The sequence below is a fragment of the Phenylobacterium sp. GW823-FHT02A09 genome (assembly GCF_058797775.1).
The window spans coordinates 993,509-1,014,021 of the sequence record NZ_JBXAJZ010000001.1; the positions used below are offsets into that span (position 1 = coordinate 993,509).

Below are 20,513 nucleotides of genomic sequence, written 5' to 3' on the forward strand. Positions count from 1 at the left end.
GACTCACGCAATTTCCCAACCGCAGATTGCGCCACAAGGGCTGACGAGGTGTTAAGGCGGCGGTCGCCAGGACAAATAAAAGGCCCCGGAACCTAGAGGCTCCGGGGCCGGGTACGCTCTCCTCAGAGGGGCGTCAGCCCTTGAACAGCTGCAGGATGACCTGCGGCTGCGAGTTGGCGATCGAGAGCGCCTGCGCGCCGAGCTGCTGCTGGACCTGCAAGGCCTGCAGGCGCGCGCTTTCCTTGGCGATGTCGGCGTCGACCAGATTGCCGATCCCGGTCTCCAGCACGTCCTGCAGCTTCGAGACGAAGGTGACGTGCTTTTCGATCTGCTTGGCCTGGGCGCCCATCTCGGCCAGCGCCGCCGTGACCTTGCCGATCGCCAGGTCGAGCGAGGCGAGCACCGACTTGGTGGAACTGGTCGTGCCGGTCAGCGCCGTTCCGTCCAGATTGATGATCGAGCCGGAGATCGTGAAATCTTGCGGCGTCAGGGCGATGTAGCTGTCGCCGTCCGAGTTCGCCAGGAAGTTGAGGTTGGCGGTGAGTGAGCCGTTGAGCACCGAAACGCCGTCGAACTCGGCCGACGACGAGAACTGGCTGATCGCCTGCAGCAGCGTCTGGTACTCGTCGTCGAACGCCTTGCGGGTCGACGGCGAGGCCGAGTCTTCGGCCGCGCCGACGACCTTTTCTCGCATCTGGACGAGGATGTCGCTGATCTGCTGGCCGGCGCTCAGCGCGACGTCGGTGATGGAGGTGGCGCGGTCGAGGCTCATCTTCACCGCGCCTAGCGAGCTGAAGTCGGCCCGCTGCTTCTGCGCGATCGCGTAGACCGCCGCGTTGTCCTTGGCGCTCGAGACCCGCAGGCCGGTGTTGATCTTGTTCTGAACCTGCTCCAACTTTTCGTTGGTGGTGTTGAGGTTCTGGAGCGCGATCAGCGCCGACTTGTTCGTATTCACGCTCATCGCCATGGCGCCAATCTCCTTCAGAGAACCCATGAATGACGCGCGACTCGCACGCCGAAACTATGGTTAACGCTAGGAAGCGTATGGTTTCCGAAAGATTAACGGCGATGCGCCAATAGCCGCAGACCCCTTGCCCGGGCTGCGGTTGCGCCCTGTGGATGGGGCGCCTCAGAGCCCGCGACGCGGACTTGGCGAAACTCAGGCCTGAGTCGCGATCACCGTTCCGGCCACATAGGCCTCGGCGTCACGCATACGCAGCACCTCTTCACGCGGCAGTTGCAGCACCACCTCGCCGGTGCGGCGATCGATGGTCTTGTAGACGAAGCTGCCCGCCTGGCCTTCTTCGATCACCAACCGCAGATCCGGCTCCGCCGACGGCGGCGCAACGGGCGCCGGCGCGACAGCCGGCTTGGCGGTGATCTGGGCGGGCTCGATATCCGGAAGCGCCGCCACGACTGAGAGCTTGCTCTCCATGGTTCCATTCGCCCGAGGCTTGCGCCGTCCGACGACCCCATCTGAGCGCTGATGGCGGAGAGGTCGCCCTCCCCGCCGCCGACGCAGGGCGCGGCCGAAGCCACGCCCCTTTGGCCTTATCGGAACAGGCCGAGCAGAGTGCTCGACGACTGGTTGGCGATGCTGAGGGCCTGCACGCCAAGCTGTTGCTTGGTCTGCAGCGCTTGCAGCCGCGCGCTTTCCTTCGCCAGGTCGGCGTCGACCAGGTTGCCGACACCGGCGTCCAGGGTGTCCTGGAGCTTCATGACGTTGGTCATGTGGGTGTCGAGCGCCTTGGCGCCCGTGCCGAGCTTCGAGAGGGCCGACGAGACGTCCTGGATGGCGTCTTCGACTTCCTTCACGTCCGCCGAACCCACGGTGCCGGTCAGCGAGGACAGCGTCGCGGCGATCTTGGCGTTCGACTTCGACAGGTCCACGTGGGCGATGTCGATGGTCGCGGTGGCGTCGGCGTTGGCGATCGACTTGATGCTCGAGCTGTTGAGCGAAGTCCTCGAGATCAGGTTGACGCCGTCGAAGGTGGCGTTGTTCGCGATCGTGTCGATCTGATCGCGCAGCGCCGTGTACTCGTCGCTCAGCGCCTGCTTGGAGGCGGTCGACAGACCCGCTTCAGTCGCCGCCAGGACCTTTTCCTTCATCTGGACGAGAATGTCCGAGATGGCGGTGCCGGCCGACATGGCGACGTCGGCCACCGACTGGCCGCGTTGCAGCGACGAGACGACGGAGTTGAGCGAGGCAGATTCGGCGCGCTGGTTCTGGGCGATGGCCCAGATGGCGCCGTTGTCCTTGGCCGACGAAATCTTCTGACCGGTGTTGATCCGGTTTTGGACGACGCCGAGCTCTTTGTTGGTGGTGTTGAGGTTCTGCAGGGCGATCATCGCGCCCTGGTTGGTATTAACCGAATTCATGGCCATACGCGTGGTTCCTTTTCTCGGAGACCGGCGTCGTTTTGACTGCCGGAGGCATTTTGCCCGCCCCACACGAAGCAAGTGCGGGGCCACAGCAGTCCCACCACAACCTATTGATAATATGGCACTTTTTGCATTTACCCGGGGTAAACCACACCCTGAGGGCTCCAAACAGCGCCGGGCCGGCAATTATTGCCCGGTCAAGCCGGCAATATTTGCCGATCGGCAGATACCGCCCATCGAGACCGAGGGGCGCCAAACGCAAAGCGCCGGCCACGAGGGCCGGCGCTGGAAACACGTCAAAGGTTAACCTGCTGGCTGGGGTCAGGCCGCGGCTGGCGCGTCGGCGCGCTGGGACAGCGCCTGCATCATCATCTTGTTGATTTCGATGAGCGTGTCGAAGTTGTCCTCACCGCGCATCACCTCGCTGGAGTGACGCCCGACGAACAGACTGAGCGAAATGATGCCCGCGCGGATCTGCGGCGGCAGCTTGTTGTCAGGCTCGGAGCAGTCGCGCGCCAGCGTCGACCAGAGCCGACGATTCCAGTCGATGGCGTCGATCCGCGCCGCGAAGTCCGTGACCGGGGCCTCGGACGCCACGATCAGCGCCCGCGTCACCTGGCCGAACAGCCGGTACTCGGCGTCCTTAGGGGCCTCAGCCCGGCTCGCCGCCTGCTGGTAAGCTCGAAGCGACATTCCCCAACCTCTCGTCTTCGTACTCGATCAACTTCCGGCACAGCATGAGCGCCTTGTAGTACTCGCGCGCCATGGCGTGTTTTGAGATGGCGACGCATTCCGCCAGCACTTCCGGATTGCGGATGACCCCCATGAACTCGGTTAGGCGTTGGGCGAACTCGTCGTAGTAGCGGTTCGCTGCACCGTCATCGAGGTACATCATCATCATCGGGAAGTAGATGCGACGGGCCGGCGTGGCGGCGTCCTCGGGCTGCATGATGTCCTTCTCGCGAAGGACCGACGCCTTGTTCTGCAGGACCAGGGTCGTACGGCGATCGCCGTTCTGCACCACCGCGCCGTTGAGAACGAATTTCTCGCCGGGCTTCAGGGACAGCTTAAGCGGCATTCCTCAGTCTCCAATAGAGGCACGTCGCCCAACCCGCCTGCACTCAGCAGTCCGATTGGGCAAGGCTAGATGCGAGGGGTTAACCGGACCTTGCGACGCCCCTTTCGCCCCAGGACATTAGCAGACCGTTAAGCATGATTTTTCAAGATCGCGGCATGCGGGATGCTGGGACGGCGTAATGAGTGTGACTTCGGACCCAGGCGCCACGCCTCGCCCTGCTTCAAAACCGTACGGCGGATTGGCTGGCGACTCAGCATCGAGCGAGGCGGTCGGCCGGCTGCAAAACGAACTCGGTACGCTCAAGGCCGCTCACGCTGCTTTGACGCATCTAAAGCAGGCCCTCGGGCTCATCGCCGCGAAGGACTACGCCCGGGCCCGCGTCGCCGCGCAGAAGGCCGTCGATCGCAATCCGAATCTCGTTCACGCTTGGCACCTGCTCGCAATTTCCTACGAGCACCTGGGCGACTGGCCCGCGGCCCTCCAGGCCTACGAACGCGGCCTGGCGCTGGACCCGACCAATCCGCCGATCACAAACGACTTAGGCCGCCTCGCCTCCAAGATGGAGATGTATCCCCAGGCCGAGGCGTTGTTCCGACACTACCTGTCGTTCCGGCCCTTCTCGGCGGAGAGCAGCAACAACCTCGCCAATGTCCTGCGCGAGCAACTGCGCTACGACGAGGCGATCGAGGTCCTGAAGCCCGCCATCCAAGCCCATCCCGACCGGGTCATGCTCTGGAACGCCCTTGGGGTGGTCCTTGAAGAGCGCGGCGAGATGGAGCAGGCCAACGTGTTCTACGCTGAGGCGGTGCGCCTCAATCCGGATGACGGCCGTACCCGCTACAACCTCGCCAACACGCTCTTCGCCCTGGGACAGCGCGATGAAGCGATCGCCGAATGCCGCCGGGCGATCGCCGATTCGCAATCGGCGGAAGACATCACCGGCATGCGCTTTGCGCTTGGGACCATGCTGCTGGCGATGGGCGAACTGGCCGAGGGCTGGGACACCTACACCGCGCGGCTTGAGCCAACCTATCGCGACTCGATCCGCTTCCTCACGACCCGGCCGCGATGGGAGCCCGGCGTTGATATCGCCGGGCGCCATCTGTTGCTGTTCGGCGAACAAGGCCTTGGCGACGAGATACTGCTCGCCAACCCCCTCGACGATGTCCTGGCCGCCCTCGGACCAGGCGGGCGGCTGAGCCTGGCGATCACGGATCGCCTCGCGCCGCTGTTCAAGCGATCCTATCCGCGCGCCAGCATTGGCTCACACGTCACGGTCAAGCACCTCGGAAGCAACATCCGCAGCGCCCAGTTCGTTGAGGACTGGGCCGAGATCGATCTCTGGGCGCCGCTGGGCGAAGCGACCCGGCAGTTCCGTCGCAGCGTAGACGCCTTTCCCGATCGTCCTGCCGGCTTCATGACGGCCGATCCGGAGCGGGTGCGTCATTGGCGTGGGGTGCTGGCCGAGTCGCCCGGCCCCCGCGTCGGCCTGCTCTGGACCAGCATGCTGATCGATACGGCGCGCTATCGCTACTTCGCCCCCTTCGAGGCCTGGGAGCCGGTGCTCAGGACGCCGGGCGTCAGCTTCGTCAATCTCCAGTATGGCGACCAGAGCGAAAGCATCGCCCGCGCCAAGCACGACTTTGGCGTCGAGATTCTGCAACCACCAGGCATCGACCTGAAGAACGACTTGGACGACGTCGCGGCCCTGGCCTGCGCGCTGGACCTGACGATCGGCTTCTCCAACGCCTCCTTCAATCTGGCGGCGGCATGCGGCGCGCCGGCATGGCTGCTGACCTCGAGCGACGCGTGGTCGCGCCTCGGGGCCGAGAACTATCCTTGGTACAGCCAAGTGCGGACCTTCTGGCCCGAAACCACCTGCGACTGGGATTCGCTCATGGGGGATCTCGCAGCGGCTCTAGCCGATCACTTCGAAGCCTCTGCCCCCGCCCCCGTCGCCCCTGCGGGAGCTTAGCCATGGCGATCATTGATGCAGGTCCCGTCGGCGACGCCGCCGCCCCGGAAAAGCTCGCCCGCCTGAGCGCAGAGATCGCCTCGGCCACGGCCACGCGCGAGGCCCTGAAGTCGTTGCGGGTCGCTCTGGAGCATGCGAACCGCGACCGCTTCGCCGAAGCGTGCACGGCCGCCGAGGAGGCGTTGGTCCACGACCCGAACCTGGTGCTCGGCTGGCACCTGCTCGGCATCGGTCGCGACAAGCTCAACCAGCGGGCGCCGGCGCTCGACGCTTATGAACGCGCCCTGGCGCTGTCGCCGGCCGATCCAGACATCGCCCACGACCTGGGCCGGCTCGCCTTCAAGATGGACATGCTGCCTCAGGCCGAGGTGCTGTTCCGTCATTGCCTCAGCTTCAAGCTGGGCGCGCGCGAGCCGTCGAACAACCTAGGCGCCCTGCTCCGGCGCCAGATGCGCTTCGAGGAAGCCATCGAGATCCTGCGCGTGGCGCTGATGGCCGAGCCGGAATCGGCCATGCTGTGGCTGACCCTCGGCACCATCGTCGGCGACAAGGGCGATATCGATCAGGCCGAGATCTTCTACAGCGAGGCCCTGCGCCTTGAGCCGGACTACGCCAAGGCCCACTACAACCTCTCCAACATCCTCTTCACCAAGCGCCGGCACGAGGAAGCGCTGAGCCACTGCCGCCGGGCCATCGAACTGTCCGACGTCCCGCAGGACACCTCGATGATGCGGTTCGCGCTCTCGACGATGTTGCTGGCGCGCAGCGAGTTGACCGAGGGCTGGCAGTACTATGATGCGCGGCTCGAGCCGACCTACGCCGAGCCAATCCACTTCGTCGTGGACCGGCCTCGATGGACGCCAGGCACGGACATCGCGGGCCGCCATCTGATGCTCTACGGCGAGCAAGGACTCGGCGACGAGGTCCTCTTCGCCAACATGCTCGACGACGTCCTTGCCGAACTGGGCCCCGAGGGCCGGCTGACGGTGGCCGTGACCGACCGGTTGCTACCCCTGTTCCAACGCACCTACCCAAACGTCCGCTTCGGCCCGCACGCCACCTTGAAGAGCGATGGCCGCGCCTTCCGGGGCGCCCCGTTCATCAAGGACTGGGACGAGATCGACTTCTGGGCGCCGCTGGGGGCGATGCTCAAGACGCATCGCGCCGCGCTCTCACAATTCCCGGCCCGCCCGTCGGGCTACATGAAGCCTGATCCCGCACGCGCGCAGCATTGGCGCGAGAATCTGGCGACTCTCCCAGGCCTCAAAGTCGGGGTGCTCTGGACCAGCCTGGTCATCGACTCCAGCCGCCACCTCTACTTCGCGCCCTTCGACGACTGGCGGGCCGTGTTGCAGACGCCGGGCGTGACCTTCGTCAACCTGCAGTACGGAGACCAGTCTCAAGCCATCGCCCATGCGCGAGAGGCGTTCGGGGTCGAGATGCACCAGCCGACCGGCATCGACCTGCGCAACGACCTCGACGACGTCGCCGCGCTTTCGGCGGCGCTCGATCTGGTCGTCGGCTTCTCCAACGCCACCTTCAACCTGGCGGCCGCCAGCGGCGCGCCGGCCTGGCTGATAGCTGTGGAGTCCGCCTGGACCCGGCTCGGGACCGACCACTACCCCTGGTACAGTCAGGTTCGCGCCTACTCGCCCGAGAACCCCGGCGCCTGGACCTCGGTCATGGCCAGGATCGCGGCCGACCTCGCCGAGGCTGCAAACGGTGGAACGCGAGCCGTCGCGGCGGGTTGATCCGACGACGCGCGTCCGCCGGGGGCGCTTGGAGTCAGGAGATCGATCATGCCGGGTCTGCGAGAAGACGACGGCTACGACGACCAGGACAACGCCGAAACGTTCGACGAAGCCAACCTCGACGATCGCGAGCAGGTCGGCGAGATGCGCACCTTCGAAGAGATGCCCGATCTGTTCGACGCCACTCGCGCCTATGGCGATCGCGATGACGATGAAGGCCGCTCCATGGATGCGGTCGATTTCGACGAAGACGAGTTCGACGACGAGAGCCTCGAGGAGGACGATGAACTCGACTATCGGGCGTCCGCAGACGATTTCGACGAAGAAGACGACGACGGGTTCGACGATGACGAAGTCGATTCCGATTCGATCGACGGTCTCGAAGAAGTCGCCGACGCCGACCTCGTCGCCGGCGGCGAGGACGACTTCACGAACTTCCAATCCAAGGCCGTGAGCGACGAGGATCTGCGCCGCATGGGCTATGCAGCGGCCGGCAGATCAGACGCCAGCGACGAAAGAGCGTTGGAAATCGGACTTGAGGACAGCTTTCCCGCGTCTGATCCCGTTTCGGTCACCCGCACCCGACGCTAGGGAAACTCCGCGACCTTTTGCGACAAAGGCTACGGAACACCGCTCAATCAGCTTGAATGTCCCGCTTGGGTCTTTAGTTTGGACCCAGGTTGAAACATTTGTTCGAAAGCGGGCGCCATATTCGCCCGTCCCAGGGAGCGCGAATGAGCCAGCGTTTTGAAGGCACCGACAATTACGTCGCCACCGAGGACCTGAAGGTCGCCGTCAACGCGGCTGTCGCCCTGGAACGGCCCCTGCTGATCAAGGGCGAACCGGGCACCGGCAAGACCGTGCTGGCCTACGAGATCGCCAAGGCGCTCGACGCCGAGCTGATCACTTGGCACATCAAGTCCACCACCAAGGCCCAGCAGGGCCTTTACGAGTACGACGCGGTCAGCCGCCTGCGCGACAGCCAGCTCGGCGACGAGCGGGTCAAGGACGTCCGCAACTACATCAAGAAGGGCAAGCTCTGGGAGGCCTTCACCTCCGACAAGCGCCCGATCCTGCTGATCGACGAGATCGACAAGGCCGACATCGAATTCCCGAACGACCTCCTGCAGGAGCTCGATCGGATGGAATTCTACGTCTACGAGACCAATGAGACGATCAAGGCCGTGGTCCGTCCGATCGTGATCATCACCTCGAACAACGAGAAGGAACTGCCGGATGCGTTCCTGCGCCGTTGCTTCTTCCACTACATCCGCTTCCCCGACGCCGACACGATGAACGAGATCGTCGAGGTCCACTATCCGGGCATCAAGCAGAAGCTCGTCGCCGAGGCGCTGCGCATCTTCTACGACATGCGCAAGGTGCCGGGCCTGAAGAAGAAACCGTCGACGTCGGAACTGCTCGACTGGCTGAAGCTGCTGATGGTCGAGGACATCGACGAGAACGCGCTGAAGGAAAAGGATCCGACCAAGCTGATCCCGCCCCTCCATGGCGCGCTGCTGAAGAACGAGCAGGACGTCCACCTGTTCGAGCGCCTGGCCTTCCTGGCTCGCCGCGAAGGCGCTGGGAGCCGCCCGGGCCAGCAATAGGCTTACGGCGAATTCACTCGACGTTTCAAAGCGCTCCGGTCACCGTCACCACGACATGACCGGAGCGTTTTTCGTATGAAGGCTGCACTTCTCCTCGTCGCATCGGCGCTGGCGCTCGCGGCCTGCAACCGCGAACCGCCGCGCGCGGTGGCCAAGCTCGACTGCCCGAGCACCGAGGGCGAACTGACCCGGATCAGCATCGCCGCCGACGGCAAGTCGTGCGCCTACCGCTCGTCCGACGGCGCAGAGGTCAGTCTCGAACTCACCCCGATCGCCGGCACGCCACAACAGACGCTCGCCAAGATCGAAGCCGACCTGCGTAGCACGCCCGGGCCCATGACCCCCGAGGCCGAGGCCGCCCAGGCCGAGACCGGCGCGCAGATCGCCACCGCCGCAGCCATGAAGGCGAACGTCGGGGCCATGGCCGCCGAGGTCGCACGTGTCCACGCCGAAGCGGCCGCAGACGCGGGCATGTCCTTGTCTTCCGGCAAGCTCGACGACGCCGGCAGCAATCGCATCGATCTGCCGGGCGTTCACGTGTCCGAGTCAGGCGACAGCGCCAATGTCCGCATCGGCCCGCTGCGTGTCGACGCCGACGGCGAAGACACCACCGTCAACATCTATCGCGACGTCCGGATGCGGGGCGAAGCGCTCTCGCGCGAGAAGCGCGGATTGCGCGCTACCTTCATCTACACGGGCAAGGATCTGCCGGCCGGCTATCGCTATGTCGGCTTCGAGGCCGGCGGGCCGAAGAGCGGCCCGCTGACCGTGGCCAAGGTCCGCTCCAAGCTCGACACCGAATCCGGCGACAAGATCTATCACGACGTCCAGGAGCTCGTCCGCCGCAACGGCGGCGTCTAGCCCGCGGCCTGCACCTCGACAACCTTGTAGGTCAGCGGCCGGCCGTCCTCGTCGGTGACGGTGACGTACTCGCCGACCGCGAAGCGATGCTCGCCCAGGCGATGCACCGGCTCGTCGTCCGAGGTGTCCTCGTCGTCGTAGTCGAAGAACCAGCGCGAGCCACGGCGCGACAGGCGGCCGTCGGCGGCGTCCTCGTCCGGGGCGAAGCGGCGCACCACGCATTCCGAACGCGCCTTGGCGTAGGCGTCGGCGTCGAGCAGGCCGTCCGGCGTCAGCGGCGCGGTCAGGGCGTAGCCTCGGTGATCGTCGCCGCCGGCGAACTCGGTGCCGGGATTGCGGGCGAGCCGCATCACGATACGCGACAGGGTCATGTCCTGAACCTCTAGCTCTAGTGGGATAGGAAGAGTGACGGGTGGTCGGCCGACAGCAGGGTGCGGGTGGTGCCGCCGAAGATGAACTCCTGCAGCCGCGGATGTCCGAAAGCGCCGGCGACAAGGATCCCTGCCCCGGCCTTGCTGGCGGCGTACAGCAGCAGGGGCGCGGCGTCGCCGCTGTCGGGCAGGATATCGACCTCAGCCTTCACGCCACGGGCGGCGTAATAGGCCTGCAGCCGCCCCGGATCGAAGCTGCGCGAGGTCGCCTTCGGGGCCGCCAAGATCACGACATGCTTTGACTTCTCCAGCAGCGGCATGGCCAGGCGCGCGGCGCGCGAGGCCTCCTTGCCGCCGTCCCAGGCCACGGCCACCGGGCCGCCGACCGAGAAGCCGTCGCGGGCCACGAGCACCGGCCGCTGCTCGTCGGCGACCATCTGCTGGAACGCCTCGGCCAGCGGTCCGCGGCCGCGGGCGGAATCGTTGTTGAACACCACCACGTCCGACAGCCGGCTCTCGGCCGAGAGGCCGGCCCAGACCGGCGTCTGCAAGGCGATGAACTGCCCCTTGGCGTATGGCGTTGCAGCCATGGCGGCGCGGGCGTTCTTCTCGCCGGCGACGGCGGCCTCCTTCAGGGATTCGAGCGCGGTCGTCTGGACCCCGCCGAGAAAGCCCTCCCCCATCCAGGGCATCACGTCGGCGACGTCGGCCGGGGTGTAGACGCCCGCCAGCTCGGCGCCGAACGGCTCGGCGAGTTTGGCCGCAGCGGCTATCACGGCCTTGTCGCCTTCGCCTCCTGACAACGGCGCCATGATCCTAGCCCAGCTCATCGCAGTTCCTTTCTCGACCCGGCTTGCCGGCCATCTGGAGCCTCCATCGCACGCCGCGCATTGATCTTTGGCAAGTCCTGGGTCAGTTCACGACCTTGACCATGGAAGGAACGCATCGGTGGGCAAAGGGCTGCGTACATCGCGCAAGGAACCGCGCGCCTGGCAGCGGATGCTTTCAGGGCGCCGGCTCGACCTGCTGGACCCCTCGCCGATGGACATCGAGGTCGAGGACATCGCCCACGGCCTGGCCAGGGTCGCGCGCTGGAACGGCCAGACCACCGGCGAGCACGCCTTCTCGGTCGCCCAGCACTCGGTGGTGGTCGAGGAGATCTGCGCGCACATCCAGCCGGACCTCGATCCGCGCTGGCGATTGGCCGCCCTGCTGCACGATGCGTCGGAGTACGTGATCGGGGACATGATCAGCCCGTTCAAGGCGGCGCTGGGGGTGGATTATAAGAAATTCGAGGAGCGGCTGGAGACGGCGATCCACGTCCGCTTCGGCATCCCGGCCAAGGCCCCGGTCGCGATCAAGAAGCTGATCAAGCAGGCCGACCGCGCCTGCGCGTTCTTCGAGGCCACCCAGCTGGCCGGCTTCAGCCACAAGGAGGCGCTGGAGTTCTTCGGCGCCCCGCCGGCCGGCTACGACCTCACCATCGACCCCCTGCCCCCGGCCCAGGCGCAAAGCCGTTACATTCAGCGTTACAATGTGCTGTCCGAGGCGGCGGGATTCGCGTCAGCCTCGGCCGATGCAGCCTTCGACACCGAGTAGCGACATGACCCTGATTGTCTGCGGACTGGCCGAGGTGCCCGCGATCATCGCGGCCCGCGCCCCGTCGCACATGATCACCCTGCTGGACGCCGCCAGCATGATCGACACCCCGGCCGGCCTGCCCGCCGACCGCCACCTGCGCCTGTCGGTCAACGACATCGCCGAGCCGATGGACGGCCTGATCCTGCCGAGCGCCGATCTCGTCCACCGGCTGCTGGCCTTCGGCCGCGCCTGGGACGCCCGCGCCCCGATGATCGTCCACTGCTGGGCCGGGATCAGCCGCTCCAGCGCCAGCGCCTTCATCCTGGCCTGCGACCGCAACCCCGGCGCCGACGAGCGCCTGATCGCCATGCGCATGCGAAGGGCCGCCAAGCACGCCTACCCCAACCGCAAGATCATCGCCCTGGCCGACGACATCCTTGGCCGCCGCGGCCGCATGGTCGACGCGGTGGAGGCGATGGGCGACTACGAGTACAGCGGCTACGGCGTGCCCTTCGACTTCGCGGCCGCCCACTGATGGAGCCGGCCGCCGTCGTCATCGGACTGTCGGCCGTGGTCGTGGCCGTGCGCGACGGCGACGCCGTGGTGCTGACCGTGCGCCGCGAAGGCCAGCTGGCCAGCCTGCCCTTCGGCCCCTTCGACCCCGACGCCCACCGCACCTTCGAGCTGGCCCTGCGCGCCTTCGTGACCGCCCAGACGCGCTTCGACCTCGGCTATGTCGAGCAGCTCTACACCTTCGGCGACCGCGGCCGCGACGCGCCGCTGGCCGACATGGGGCAAGGCTCGGGCACGGCCCGCGTCCTGTCGGTCGGCTACCTGGCGCTGACCCCGACCCCGGTCGACACCACCGGGCCGGACACCGCCTGGGCCGACTGGTCGCGGTTCTTCCCCTACGAGGACTGGCGCGAGGGCCGGCCCGAAGCGCTCGACGCGCTCGAGCCGGCGCTGCGCCGCTGGGCCGGCGGGCGCATCGAGAAGCTGGCCCGCGCCCGGCTGGCCTTCGCCCTCGACGGCGCCCCCTGGAACGAGGAGCGGGTGCTCGAGCGCTACGAGCTGCTCTACGAGGCGGGCCTGGCCCCCGAGGCCGCCCGCGACCGGGCCGAGGCGCCGGGCGCGCCCTCCGAGGCGCTGGCTGCGGCGCTCGGCGAGCCGATGGCCTCCGACCACCGGCGGATCCTGGCCACCGCGCTGTCGCGCCTGCGCGGCAAGCTGAAGTACCGCCCCGTGGTGTTCGAGCTGATGCCCGAGGCCTTCACCCTCTCGGCCCTGCAGCGCGCGGTCGAGGCGATCGCCGGGGTGCCGCTGCACAAGCAGAACTTCCGCCGCGCGCTGGAGCGGGCCGAACTGGTCGAGGGCCTGGGCCGGGTCGATAGCGAGACCGGCGGGCGCCCGGCCGAGCTGTTCCGCTTCCGCCGCGAGGCGCTGAGCGCGCGGCCGGTCTCGGGCCTGGCCCTGCCGCTGCTGCGCGACTAGCGCGAAATAGATGTAATCACTGTTCAGTTTCCCCTGCGGCGCCCCCTTGCGGCCCGCGGCGATGGGCTCACTATGCTTCGAAACAAAGGTATGGGGAGTAACGCCGATGACCGATCAACATGGCGACCAGCGTGCGTGGAGCATCGTTGAGACCTCCGCCTTCGACCCCGTCGCCCGGGTCAGCCCGCACGAGCGGCTGAAGGACCTGCGCGAGCAATGCCCCGTCCACCGCGACGAGGGCGTGAAGACCTGGTTCCTGACCCGCTACGGCGACGTGCGCGACACCGTCAACGACCGCAGCCTGTGGCGCCACTGGAGCCGCTCGGAGGAAGGCGCCCTGCTGCGTCGCATGGACCGCGACCCGGACGCCCCGCGGCTGGACAGCATCCTCTCGCTCGACGAGCCCGACCACAGCCGCGTGCGCCTGCCGCTGGCCAAGACCTTCTACGCCCGCATCAACGCCATGAAGCCGCAGATCGAGGCGATCATCGACGAGGTGATCGACGCGGTCCCGCACGGCGAGCCCTTCGACCTGATCGGCGACGTCGCCATCCCGATCCCGATCCTGGTCATCGCCACCATCCTCGGCGTCGAGCGCGAGCGGTTCCGCGAGTTCCGCGAGTGGTCGGAGGCCTCGATCCTCGGCCTCAACCCGCTGCGCACGCCGGAGGAAACCGAGAAGATGGAGTGGGGCTCGGGCAAGCTGACCGACTACTTCTCGCACCTGATGGTCGAGCGGCGGGCCGCGCCGCAGGACGACCTGATCAGCGACATGGTCCAGCTCCAAGCCGAGGGCGCGCCGCTGTCGGACGACGAGATCCGGGTCAATCTCTCGGCCCTGCTGATCGGCGGCAACCTGACCACCACCGACCTGATCGGCAACGGCGTCTGGCTGCTGCTGAACCACCCGGCCGAACTGGCCAAGCTGAAGGCCGATCCGAGCCTGGCCGCCGCCACGGTCGAGGAGATCCTGCGCTATGAATCGCCGGTGGCGATCACCAACCGGGTGATCTCGGAGGAGCGCGAGGTCGGCGGCTGTCCGATGCACGTCCACCAGTCGGTGATCACCTCGCTGCACGGCGCCAACCGCGACCCCGAGGTGTTCGAAGACCCCGACCGCTTCGACATCACCCGCAAGCACGTGCCGCACGTCGCCTTCGGCGGCGGCAGCCACATCTGCATCGGCGCCCCGCTGGCCCGCATCGAGGCCAAGCAGGCCCTGGTGCGGCTCTTCACGCGCTTCCCCGACCTGCGCCTGGCCGGCGACGAGCCGACCTGGCGGGCGCTGCCGTTCTTCCGGGGCATGGAGGCGTTGGTGGTGGCGGGGTGATGGGGGGCGGTGGCGAGATTTCGGGCCTACGGATCGGCCAATCTCGGGCGGCCGCCATCGAGATCGCCATCTATATGGCCGTGCTGGCCGGAGTCTTCGGGCTTCTGTTCTACGTGGGATACACGACGGATCGAGGCCTTAGCAGGTTCACCGATATCGCCCTCGTCGTCCTGCCCCCGTTGCTGATCTGGCACTTCGTCAGATACGCGACAGTCGTGCTTCCCGGCCTTCTGGGGAGAGGCGGCATGTGGATCGAGAATGAAGCCCTGCATTTCGGGTCGCCGTTTTTCTGTCGGATCCCGATGGCGACGGTGAAGAGCGCCGAACTGGTCGAGCTGCGCAACTTCGGACGCGACCGGCCGTACCTGCGCTTGGCGCTGGCGAAGGGAAAGCGAGAGCTGCCGGTGTTCCTGTTGAGCGGGGAGCCAAAGGACGCGTTTCTTGCCTTGCGCGGCGAGATCCGGGCGCGCCAAGCGGCGGCGGGTGAGCGCTGAACTGCGCCGACGGCGCGCTCCAGGACCGCTTCGACCAAGCATCGGCGCCCCGCTGGCCGATCGCGTGGGCTTGGGCCGCATTCAATGTTGTGCAGGTCTGGCGCGGCAAGCGCGAGCGCTTGTGGGGGTAGGTTCCGGGCCCGCTCCACCCCCAACCGAAATCTGAGAAGTCTGCTCCGAGGCGTCGCGGCCAATGTCTCTTGTCAGGACCGAGGCCTATGACCGCAAGCGACCCATAGGCGACCTCCGGAGAGTCCGCTTTCCGGCGTTTGGAGCAATGGCTAAGCTCGCACTATGTACGGCAGATTCCTACGAGGTGCCTTTGCGCTGTTGACGCTATGCCCACTTCTGGGAGTGGGCGTTGCATGTTCGGCTGCGAATGAACGGCATGTTGTTGCTGGCGTGACGCTGGAATGCTCGGGTCGGCAGGATTCGCGCCCGTTTTACGTGACTGTTGGAAGCGTCGAAAAGGCATCAGGCCGACGGATCGCGCTCTTCACCATCAACGATCCCTACAGTCGCTACTTCAATGGTTGGTCGTTTGTCGCCATGGAGCGGGGCAAACTTGCCCAGGGCTGCCCGAAGCGGGCGTCGGCACGAGCCCTCTCACCCAACTTTGAAGAAAAAGCGGAAGATTGGCGCCGGTCGCTGCATGCAGGCAGTGCCGCCGCGTACCAAGTCACGCCTCAACAAATCTACGAGCCGTCCCGCGATAGCGCTCCACCGATGTACACTGGCATGCTGCTGAAACCGGGCGAGCGATCGTGGCCTTTCGGCATCTGCACACCCGGTAGAGTCACCGATGGTCGCCCGGACTGCATCTACGGCCTCCACCAGTAGCAGAGTCCGCTTTCCGCCCATTGCGGACCTTCAGGTCCGCCAACGAATTGGGACTGACAGCCTTGCTTGTGCCGCCTCTTTGGCCTCGTTGATGGTCAGGTAGCCAGCCGAATCTATCGAAGTGAAGCTTGCGTAGTAGAGAACTCCGCGTGGCCCCAGCGGGGTGGGCTCCTCCCCGGGCTCTAATTGGTCGTCCGCCTTCCCAAGCTCATACCAGTAGTCGAATGGAAGCGAGACAACCGCAACTGGCCTCTCGGCCGCACCATCATACAACCAAGTGCCCTCGGCCTCTCTCACCGCGCGATCTACCCAACTCATCTCAGTAGGTTCGGCGTGCATCACCGCAATGGCAAGTAGGTCCGCAAACCACCCTTAGGGGACTTTCAAGACTGGCCCCTCAGTGTCAGCAGATGCGCACTTGGGCTGACTTGGGATCGATCTGGTTGCTTGCCGCAGCTCTGGCCGCCTGCGGTCGTGCTCCGGCCAGTCCCGACCGGGAAGCAGGAGGCAACCCGAACTGCCTCACACACGAGGCTGCGGCGATGCTTGAGGGATCGCAGGTCACGCCCGGAGCGGCAAAGCGGCTCGCACAGCATTACGGCGCCTGCTTGTATGACGCGGATGGCGCCGTGCGGTGGATGAGGTTCGCTGCAGATCGCGGTGACCCGGAAGCAATGACGGATCTCGCGGTTTTGCTGGAAGGTCGTGACGGACCGGCAGCCAAGGCTGAAGCGGCTGAGCTTCGGACCCGAGCCGCCCGCATCGAAGAGGGTAAAGTCCGCTAGCCACCCCTCGCAGACGATTGCGACCTCTGCTCTCGGGCGCAGTGCCCAATGTCCGTTGTCGGGACTGAAGCCTGCGACTGAAATCGACCCGTTGGCGACGTCCGGCATCAAACGCTCAAAAGTCTATGAAGCCAGCTATCGGTTCCCGTAAGCGGCGCCCTTTGGAGCTTCATGGTCACAGGAAATGAACGTCGAAGGCCCTCGGGACAGGACGGCCCGCCTAGCAGGTTGAAGGATAGCTCGTGCGGCTCATATGAAAGTTCGAGCCCCTCCACGACCCCCCGCGTCAAATAGGCCTTCTCCCGCGGCAGGTACTCAAAGTACGCGCTATGGCGCTGAAAATCCGGTTGTGAAGGCTTCGCTGGTTCGGCGCGCAGTCTATAGGTCTTGTCGACGATGACAGCGTGACTGTTCCGTGGATTTCTCACGGTGAATGAAGTCAATATCAGTTCACAGTCTGCAGCGGGTGCTTCTCTTACGCGCGGAGCAACCATGAACGAATAGGGAGTTCCAGAAACTCGGACTCCATTCTCCTGCCACCGCCCTTCGCCAAACACGCCCACGTAGATTGACCCCCAGGGGGTCGTCTGACTTGTGAAGTCGAAGGCACGCTCTTCGTACCGATGACAGCCGGACAGCAGATTCCCGCAGATGAACAATGTCAGCGAGATAGAGAACGAGCGCATCAAAGCGTCCCCGATGGCGTTGAGCGACCGTCTTATAATTGTCCGGCTGACGACGCACCGCCTCGAGGACATATTCCGGCACGACCGAGACCGACGTCCGCTATCCACCCCTCGCAGACGATTGCGACGTCTGCTCTCGGGCGCAGTGGCCAATGTCCGTTGTCGGGACTGAAGCCCGCGACCGAAATCGACCCGTTGCAGACGTTTTCAAGCAGTAGCGGAATGGCGGAAGGCCTATCGCGCTAGCTCAAGCGATAAAGCGCGACCTCGTAGGGCTCCGCCAGCACAAGGTACCTGCCATCTTCAGACAGCGAGGCTACGAACCAATCGCCAGAAAAGGTGCGAAACTCCATGACCCCGCGCTGTCCCTTTGCCTCGTAGTTCACGGTAACGAAGTCTTCTGTGGGATCGAAGTCGTAGGAGACGGTTGTCGATCCCACGCGCAGGAGGGGGGCGTTTTCTTGCAACCCCTCAAATACGAGACCTAGGAAGTCGGGGTTATTCTCAACGAACTTGTAGGGGTGTTCGTCGATCACATCAGAGGAGATCGGCCCTTCGACGGCTACTCGCACGACCTCGTCGTGATCGCAGACGTAAAAGCTCCCGCCTCTCGGGATCGTGAAGCCGATGAAGCGCTCCATCCGCTGCAACGCCGGCGTAATATTCAATTTTTCCATGTGGCGAGCTTAACCTCGCGATGTCGCCTTTCCACCCCTAGGCGATGTTTGAGACGTCTGCTCTCGGGCGCAGTGGCCAACGTCCGTTGTCGGGACTGAAGCCCGCGACCGAAATCGACCCATAGGCGACATCGGGAAGGTCCGCTTGTTGGCGCGGGTTATCCAGCTAAGCTGGCGGCAGGGAGGGCAGCTATGCTGTCGAAACTGTTCAAGCCAAGGCCCAAGGTGACGGCCAGGAGCGCCGACTCTATGCAAGAGATTGGGCGCTCGGTTCTCGCCGCGGCTAGCGGACCTTCTCAACGTCGTCTTGGAGCCCATTCCAGACCGCCGCCGCCCAAGCCCAGCCCTAGACGTCCCGTAGGACGCTCCCAGACCAGGGTCCGCGCCCGACATTTAAGCAATATTCAGCAAACCCGCCGACAGTTTGCGGCCTGACGCTCGCGGCCAGGCGACTTCGCGCGGCGCCGCGCGCAGCCGCCGCGGCGCCTCTGTGGCGATGGATCTTCGAGGGGGCGCCGCTTTGGGCCGAAATCAGACCGTGTTCGCGATCGGCCGCAGCAGGCCGCTGCTGTTGGCCTTGCTGCTGGTCGGCGTCCTGCTGGCGGGGGTGTCGGCGGTGCGCTTCCAGGCGCCTGAGCTGCTGGGCGTCGAGAAGGTGCTGACCGATTTCGACGCCTTCTACATCGCCGGCCATCTGGCCCGCGAGGGCCGGGTGTCGGAGGCCTATCACGCGGTGTCGCTGCTGGCGGCCCAGCTGGAGAAGGCCGGGACGCTCGCCTTCATGCCCTGGACCTATCCGCCGCCGTTCACCCTGGCCATGCAGGGGCTTGCGGGGCTGCCGATCGGCGCGGCGTTCCTGCTGTTCGCCGGGGCGACCTGCGGCTTCTATCTCTGGGTGCTGCGGCGCATCGCCGGGCCCTGGCTGCCGGGCGTGGCGATGGCGGTCGCGCCGGCGATCCTGCTCAACCTGCGCACCGGGCAGAACGGGTTCCTGATCGCGGGGCTGATCGGCGCGTTCCTGCTGGCGTTTCGCGACAACCGGCGGATGGCCGGGCTGCCGCTGGGGCTGCTGATCATCAAGCCGCACCTGGCCGTCGCCGTCGGCCTGCTGGTGCTGCTGCGCGGCCGCTGGTCGGTGGCGTTCATCGCCGGGGCGGTCGGCGCGGCGCTGCTGGCGATCGCCACCGCGGTCTACGGCCTGGGCGTCTGGGGCGACTTCCGCAACGCCGTGGGCGAGGCCGGACGCTTCCTGGCGGCGGGCTATTACCCCCTGTTCCGGATGAACTCGGTCTATGCGGCCGCCCACAGCCTGGGCGCGGGGCCTGCGGCGGCGATGGCGCTGCAGATGGTCAGCGCCGTGGCGGCGCTGGGGATCCTGGCCGCGGCCTGCCTCAAGGGCGTGGCGTTCAACCGCCTGGCGGCGCTGGCCTGCGCGGCCAGCGTCTGCGTCAGCCCGTACGGCTACGACTACGACCTGACGGTGCTGGGGATCGGGATCGCCTTCATCTTCCCCGAGATCGTCGCACGCAGCAGCGGGCGGCAGTTTCTGGCGTGGTTCGCAGCGTCGTGGCTGGCCTGCGGCTATGGCCTGGCCTGGTCGACGGCGATGCACGACGACGGGTCGGGGGTGGCGCTGGACGCCAGCAATGCGGGGATCTCGCTCATCGCGCCGGCGCTGTGGCTGCTGTTCGGGCTGACCTACCGGATCATTCGCCAGCCGCCGGCGGTCGAGGCGCAGGACGCGCCGGCGGAGACTGCGCCGGCTGAGAAAGACGCCGCGGCGGCCGCCTGACGGCGCCCTAGCGCGCCAGCACGACGTGGGTCGCGCCCTCGCCGGCGACGTGCTCGCTCACCCGAAAGCCCATGGCCGGTAGGTCTAGGCCCGCGAGCAGCGGCTCGCCCTGGCCGAGCAGGACCGGGGCCAGGGCCAGGTGCATCTCGTCGATCGCGCCGGCGCGCAGGTATTGCCGGACCGTGTCGACGCCGCCGCCGATCTTGACGTCGAGGCCGCCGGCCGCGGCCTTGGCCTGGTGCAGCGCCGCCTCGATCCCCTCAGTGACGAAGATGAAGGTGGTGCCGCCGGCCATCTCGATGGGCTCGCGCGGGTGACGGGTCAGGACGAAGGTGGGGGCGTGGTAGGGCGGATCATCGCCCCACCAGCCTCTCCAGGCCTCGTCCGGCCAAGGGCCGCGGATGGGGCCGAACATGTTGCGGCCGAGGATGAAGGCGCCGAAGCCGCTCATGGCGCGCTGGGCGTAGGCCTGGTCGACGCCGTCGGAGCCGCCGTGCTGGCCGCTCATCTCGTGGAAGAAGCGGGTGGCGAAGGCCCACTGGTGCAGCTGCTCGCCGCCGCGGCCGAGCGGGTGCTGCAGGCTCTGGCCGGGGCCGGCGCCGAACCCGTCGAGGGAGATCGAAAAGGCCCCTACCCGCACCCGCGTCATCGCCGCCTCCGTCATTGCTCGCCCGCCGACCGGGCCCGGCATCCTAAGCGCAAGCGGGCCTCGCGCGCCCCGGCAATCTAACTGCGAAGTCCTCGGGTAACGCCCGATATCGCCCGCAAGCTGGAGCGCCAGACTTCCGGCTCCAAATCGTTGGGCGAGGACG

At 66.3% G+C, this 20,513-nt stretch carries 21 protein-coding genes; 12 read left to right on the forward strand and 9 right to left on the reverse strand.

The window, feature by feature from the left end; all coding sequences use genetic code 11:
- Positions 1-133: 133 nt before the first annotated feature.
- From AC1Q87_RS04955 to flbT, 5 genes are all read right to left on the reverse strand, one after another.
- On the reverse strand, positions 134-967 hold the full coding sequence (locus AC1Q87_RS04955; RefSeq protein ID WP_436061640.1) for a flagellin: 834 nt from the start codon (positions 965-967) through the stop codon (positions 134-136).
- A gap of 192 nt (positions 968-1,159) precedes the next feature.
- Complete coding sequence (locus AC1Q87_RS04960) at positions 1,160-1,435, reverse strand: flagellar protein FlaG (protein WP_492607857.1); 276 nt, start codon at positions 1,433-1,435, stop codon at positions 1,160-1,162.
- Between the two features lie 116 nt (positions 1,436-1,551).
- The gene (locus tag AC1Q87_RS04965) at positions 1,552-2,379 is read right to left on the reverse strand and encodes a flagellin (RefSeq protein ID WP_492607858.1); all 828 of its coding nucleotides are present in this window, start codon (positions 2,377-2,379) and stop codon (positions 1,552-1,554) included.
- Between the two features lie 324 nt (positions 2,380-2,703).
- Entirely contained in the window at positions 2,704-3,075 is a 372-nt protein-coding gene (gene flaF / locus AC1Q87_RS04970; protein WP_492607859.1) for a flagellar biosynthesis regulator FlaF, read from the reverse strand.
- The gene (gene flbT, locus AC1Q87_RS04975; RefSeq protein ID WP_492607860.1) at positions 3,035-3,460 is read right to left on the reverse strand and encodes a flagellar biosynthesis repressor FlbT; all 426 of its coding nucleotides are present in this window, start codon (positions 3,458-3,460) and stop codon (positions 3,035-3,037) included. The genes flaF and flbT overlap by 41 nt, the downstream gene beginning before the upstream one ends.
- Before the next feature lie 178 nt (positions 3,461-3,638).
- Between flbT and AC1Q87_RS04980 the strand changes: the two genes are divergently transcribed.
- From AC1Q87_RS04980 to AC1Q87_RS05000, 5 genes are all read left to right on the forward strand, one after another.
- The gene (locus AC1Q87_RS04980; RefSeq protein WP_492607861.1) at positions 3,639-5,435 is read left to right on the forward strand and encodes a tetratricopeptide repeat protein; all 1,797 of its coding nucleotides are present in this window, start codon (positions 3,639-3,641) and stop codon (positions 5,433-5,435) included.
- Positions 5,436-5,437: 2 nt separating this feature from the next.
- Complete coding sequence (locus AC1Q87_RS04985) at positions 5,438-7,186, forward strand: tetratricopeptide repeat protein (RefSeq protein WP_492607862.1); 1,749 nt, start codon at positions 5,438-5,440, stop codon at positions 7,184-7,186.
- A 48-nt stretch (positions 7,187-7,234) separates the two neighbouring features.
- Positions 7,235-7,777: a hypothetical protein gene (locus AC1Q87_RS04990; RefSeq protein WP_492607863.1), complete on the forward strand. Its 543-nt coding sequence runs from the start codon at positions 7,235-7,237 to the stop codon at positions 7,775-7,777.
- A gap of 143 nt (positions 7,778-7,920) precedes the next feature.
- Positions 7,921-8,793 (forward strand): AAA family ATPase, encoded by an 873-nt coding sequence (locus AC1Q87_RS04995; RefSeq protein ID WP_183769737.1) that lies wholly within the window; start codon positions 7,921-7,923, stop codon positions 8,791-8,793.
- A 75-nt stretch (positions 8,794-8,868) separates the two neighbouring features.
- Complete coding sequence (locus AC1Q87_RS05000; protein ID WP_492607864.1) at positions 8,869-9,654, forward strand: hypothetical protein; 786 nt, start codon at positions 8,869-8,871, stop codon at positions 9,652-9,654.
- On the opposite strand, the gene AC1Q87_RS05005 is transcribed toward AC1Q87_RS05000, so the two are convergent.
- Positions 9,651-10,025 (reverse strand): hypothetical protein, encoded by a 375-nt coding sequence (locus AC1Q87_RS05005; protein ID WP_492607865.1) that lies wholly within the window; start codon positions 10,023-10,025, stop codon positions 9,651-9,653. The two genes, AC1Q87_RS05000 and AC1Q87_RS05005, sit on opposite strands and share 4 nt — an antisense overlap.
- A gap of 17 nt (positions 10,026-10,042) precedes the next feature.
- The gene (locus AC1Q87_RS05010; RefSeq protein WP_492607866.1) at positions 10,043-10,855 is read right to left on the reverse strand and encodes a universal stress protein; all 813 of its coding nucleotides are present in this window, start codon (positions 10,853-10,855) and stop codon (positions 10,043-10,045) included.
- A 118-nt stretch (positions 10,856-10,973) separates the two neighbouring features.
- On the opposite strand from AC1Q87_RS05010, the gene AC1Q87_RS05015 reads away from it, so the two are divergent.
- From AC1Q87_RS05015 to AC1Q87_RS05040, 6 genes are all read left to right on the forward strand, one after another.
- Entirely contained in the window at positions 10,974-11,624 is a 651-nt protein-coding gene (locus AC1Q87_RS05015; protein ID WP_492607867.1) for a YfbR-like 5'-deoxynucleotidase, read from the forward strand.
- 4 nt (positions 11,625-11,628) lie between these two features.
- Positions 11,629-12,141 (forward strand): tyrosine phosphatase family protein, encoded by a 513-nt coding sequence (locus tag AC1Q87_RS05020; RefSeq protein WP_492607868.1) that lies wholly within the window; start codon positions 11,629-11,631, stop codon positions 12,139-12,141.
- Positions 12,141-13,097, forward strand: coding sequence for an NUDIX hydrolase (locus AC1Q87_RS05025; protein WP_492607869.1), 957 nt, complete (start codon positions 12,141-12,143; stop codon positions 13,095-13,097). Before AC1Q87_RS05020 ends, AC1Q87_RS05025 begins: the two co-directional genes overlap by 1 nt.
- A 106-nt stretch (positions 13,098-13,203) precedes the next feature.
- Complete coding sequence (locus tag AC1Q87_RS05030) at positions 13,204-14,427, forward strand: cytochrome P450 (protein ID WP_492607870.1); 1,224 nt, start codon at positions 13,204-13,206, stop codon at positions 14,425-14,427.
- Positions 14,428-14,501: 74 nt separating this feature from the next.
- Positions 14,502-14,921: a hypothetical protein gene (locus AC1Q87_RS05035; protein WP_492607871.1), complete on the forward strand. Its 420-nt coding sequence runs from the start codon at positions 14,502-14,504 to the stop codon at positions 14,919-14,921.
- 402 nt (positions 14,922-15,323) lie between these two features.
- Positions 15,324-15,761, forward strand: a complete 438-nt coding sequence (locus AC1Q87_RS05040) for a hypothetical protein (RefSeq protein WP_492607872.1) — start codon at positions 15,324-15,326, stop codon at positions 15,759-15,761.
- 1,713 nt (positions 15,762-17,474) lie between these two features.
- Here AC1Q87_RS05040 and AC1Q87_RS05045 read toward each other — a convergent pair.
- Positions 17,475-17,909, reverse strand: coding sequence for a hypothetical protein (locus tag AC1Q87_RS05045; RefSeq protein ID WP_492607873.1), 435 nt, complete (start codon positions 17,907-17,909; stop codon positions 17,475-17,477).
- Positions 17,910-18,429: 520 nt separating this feature from the next.
- On the opposite strand from AC1Q87_RS05045, the gene AC1Q87_RS05050 reads away from it, so the two are divergent.
- Positions 18,430-19,701 (forward strand): glycosyltransferase family 87 protein, encoded by a 1,272-nt coding sequence (locus tag AC1Q87_RS05050; RefSeq protein ID WP_492607874.1) that lies wholly within the window; start codon positions 18,430-18,432, stop codon positions 19,699-19,701.
- A 7-nt stretch (positions 19,702-19,708) separates the two neighbouring features.
- Here AC1Q87_RS05050 and AC1Q87_RS05055 read toward each other — a convergent pair whose 3' ends face one another.
- Positions 19,709-20,350: a dihydrofolate reductase family protein gene (locus tag AC1Q87_RS05055; protein WP_492607875.1), complete on the reverse strand. Its 642-nt coding sequence runs from the start codon at positions 20,348-20,350 to the stop codon at positions 19,709-19,711.
- Positions 20,351-20,513 lie beyond the last annotated feature (163 nt).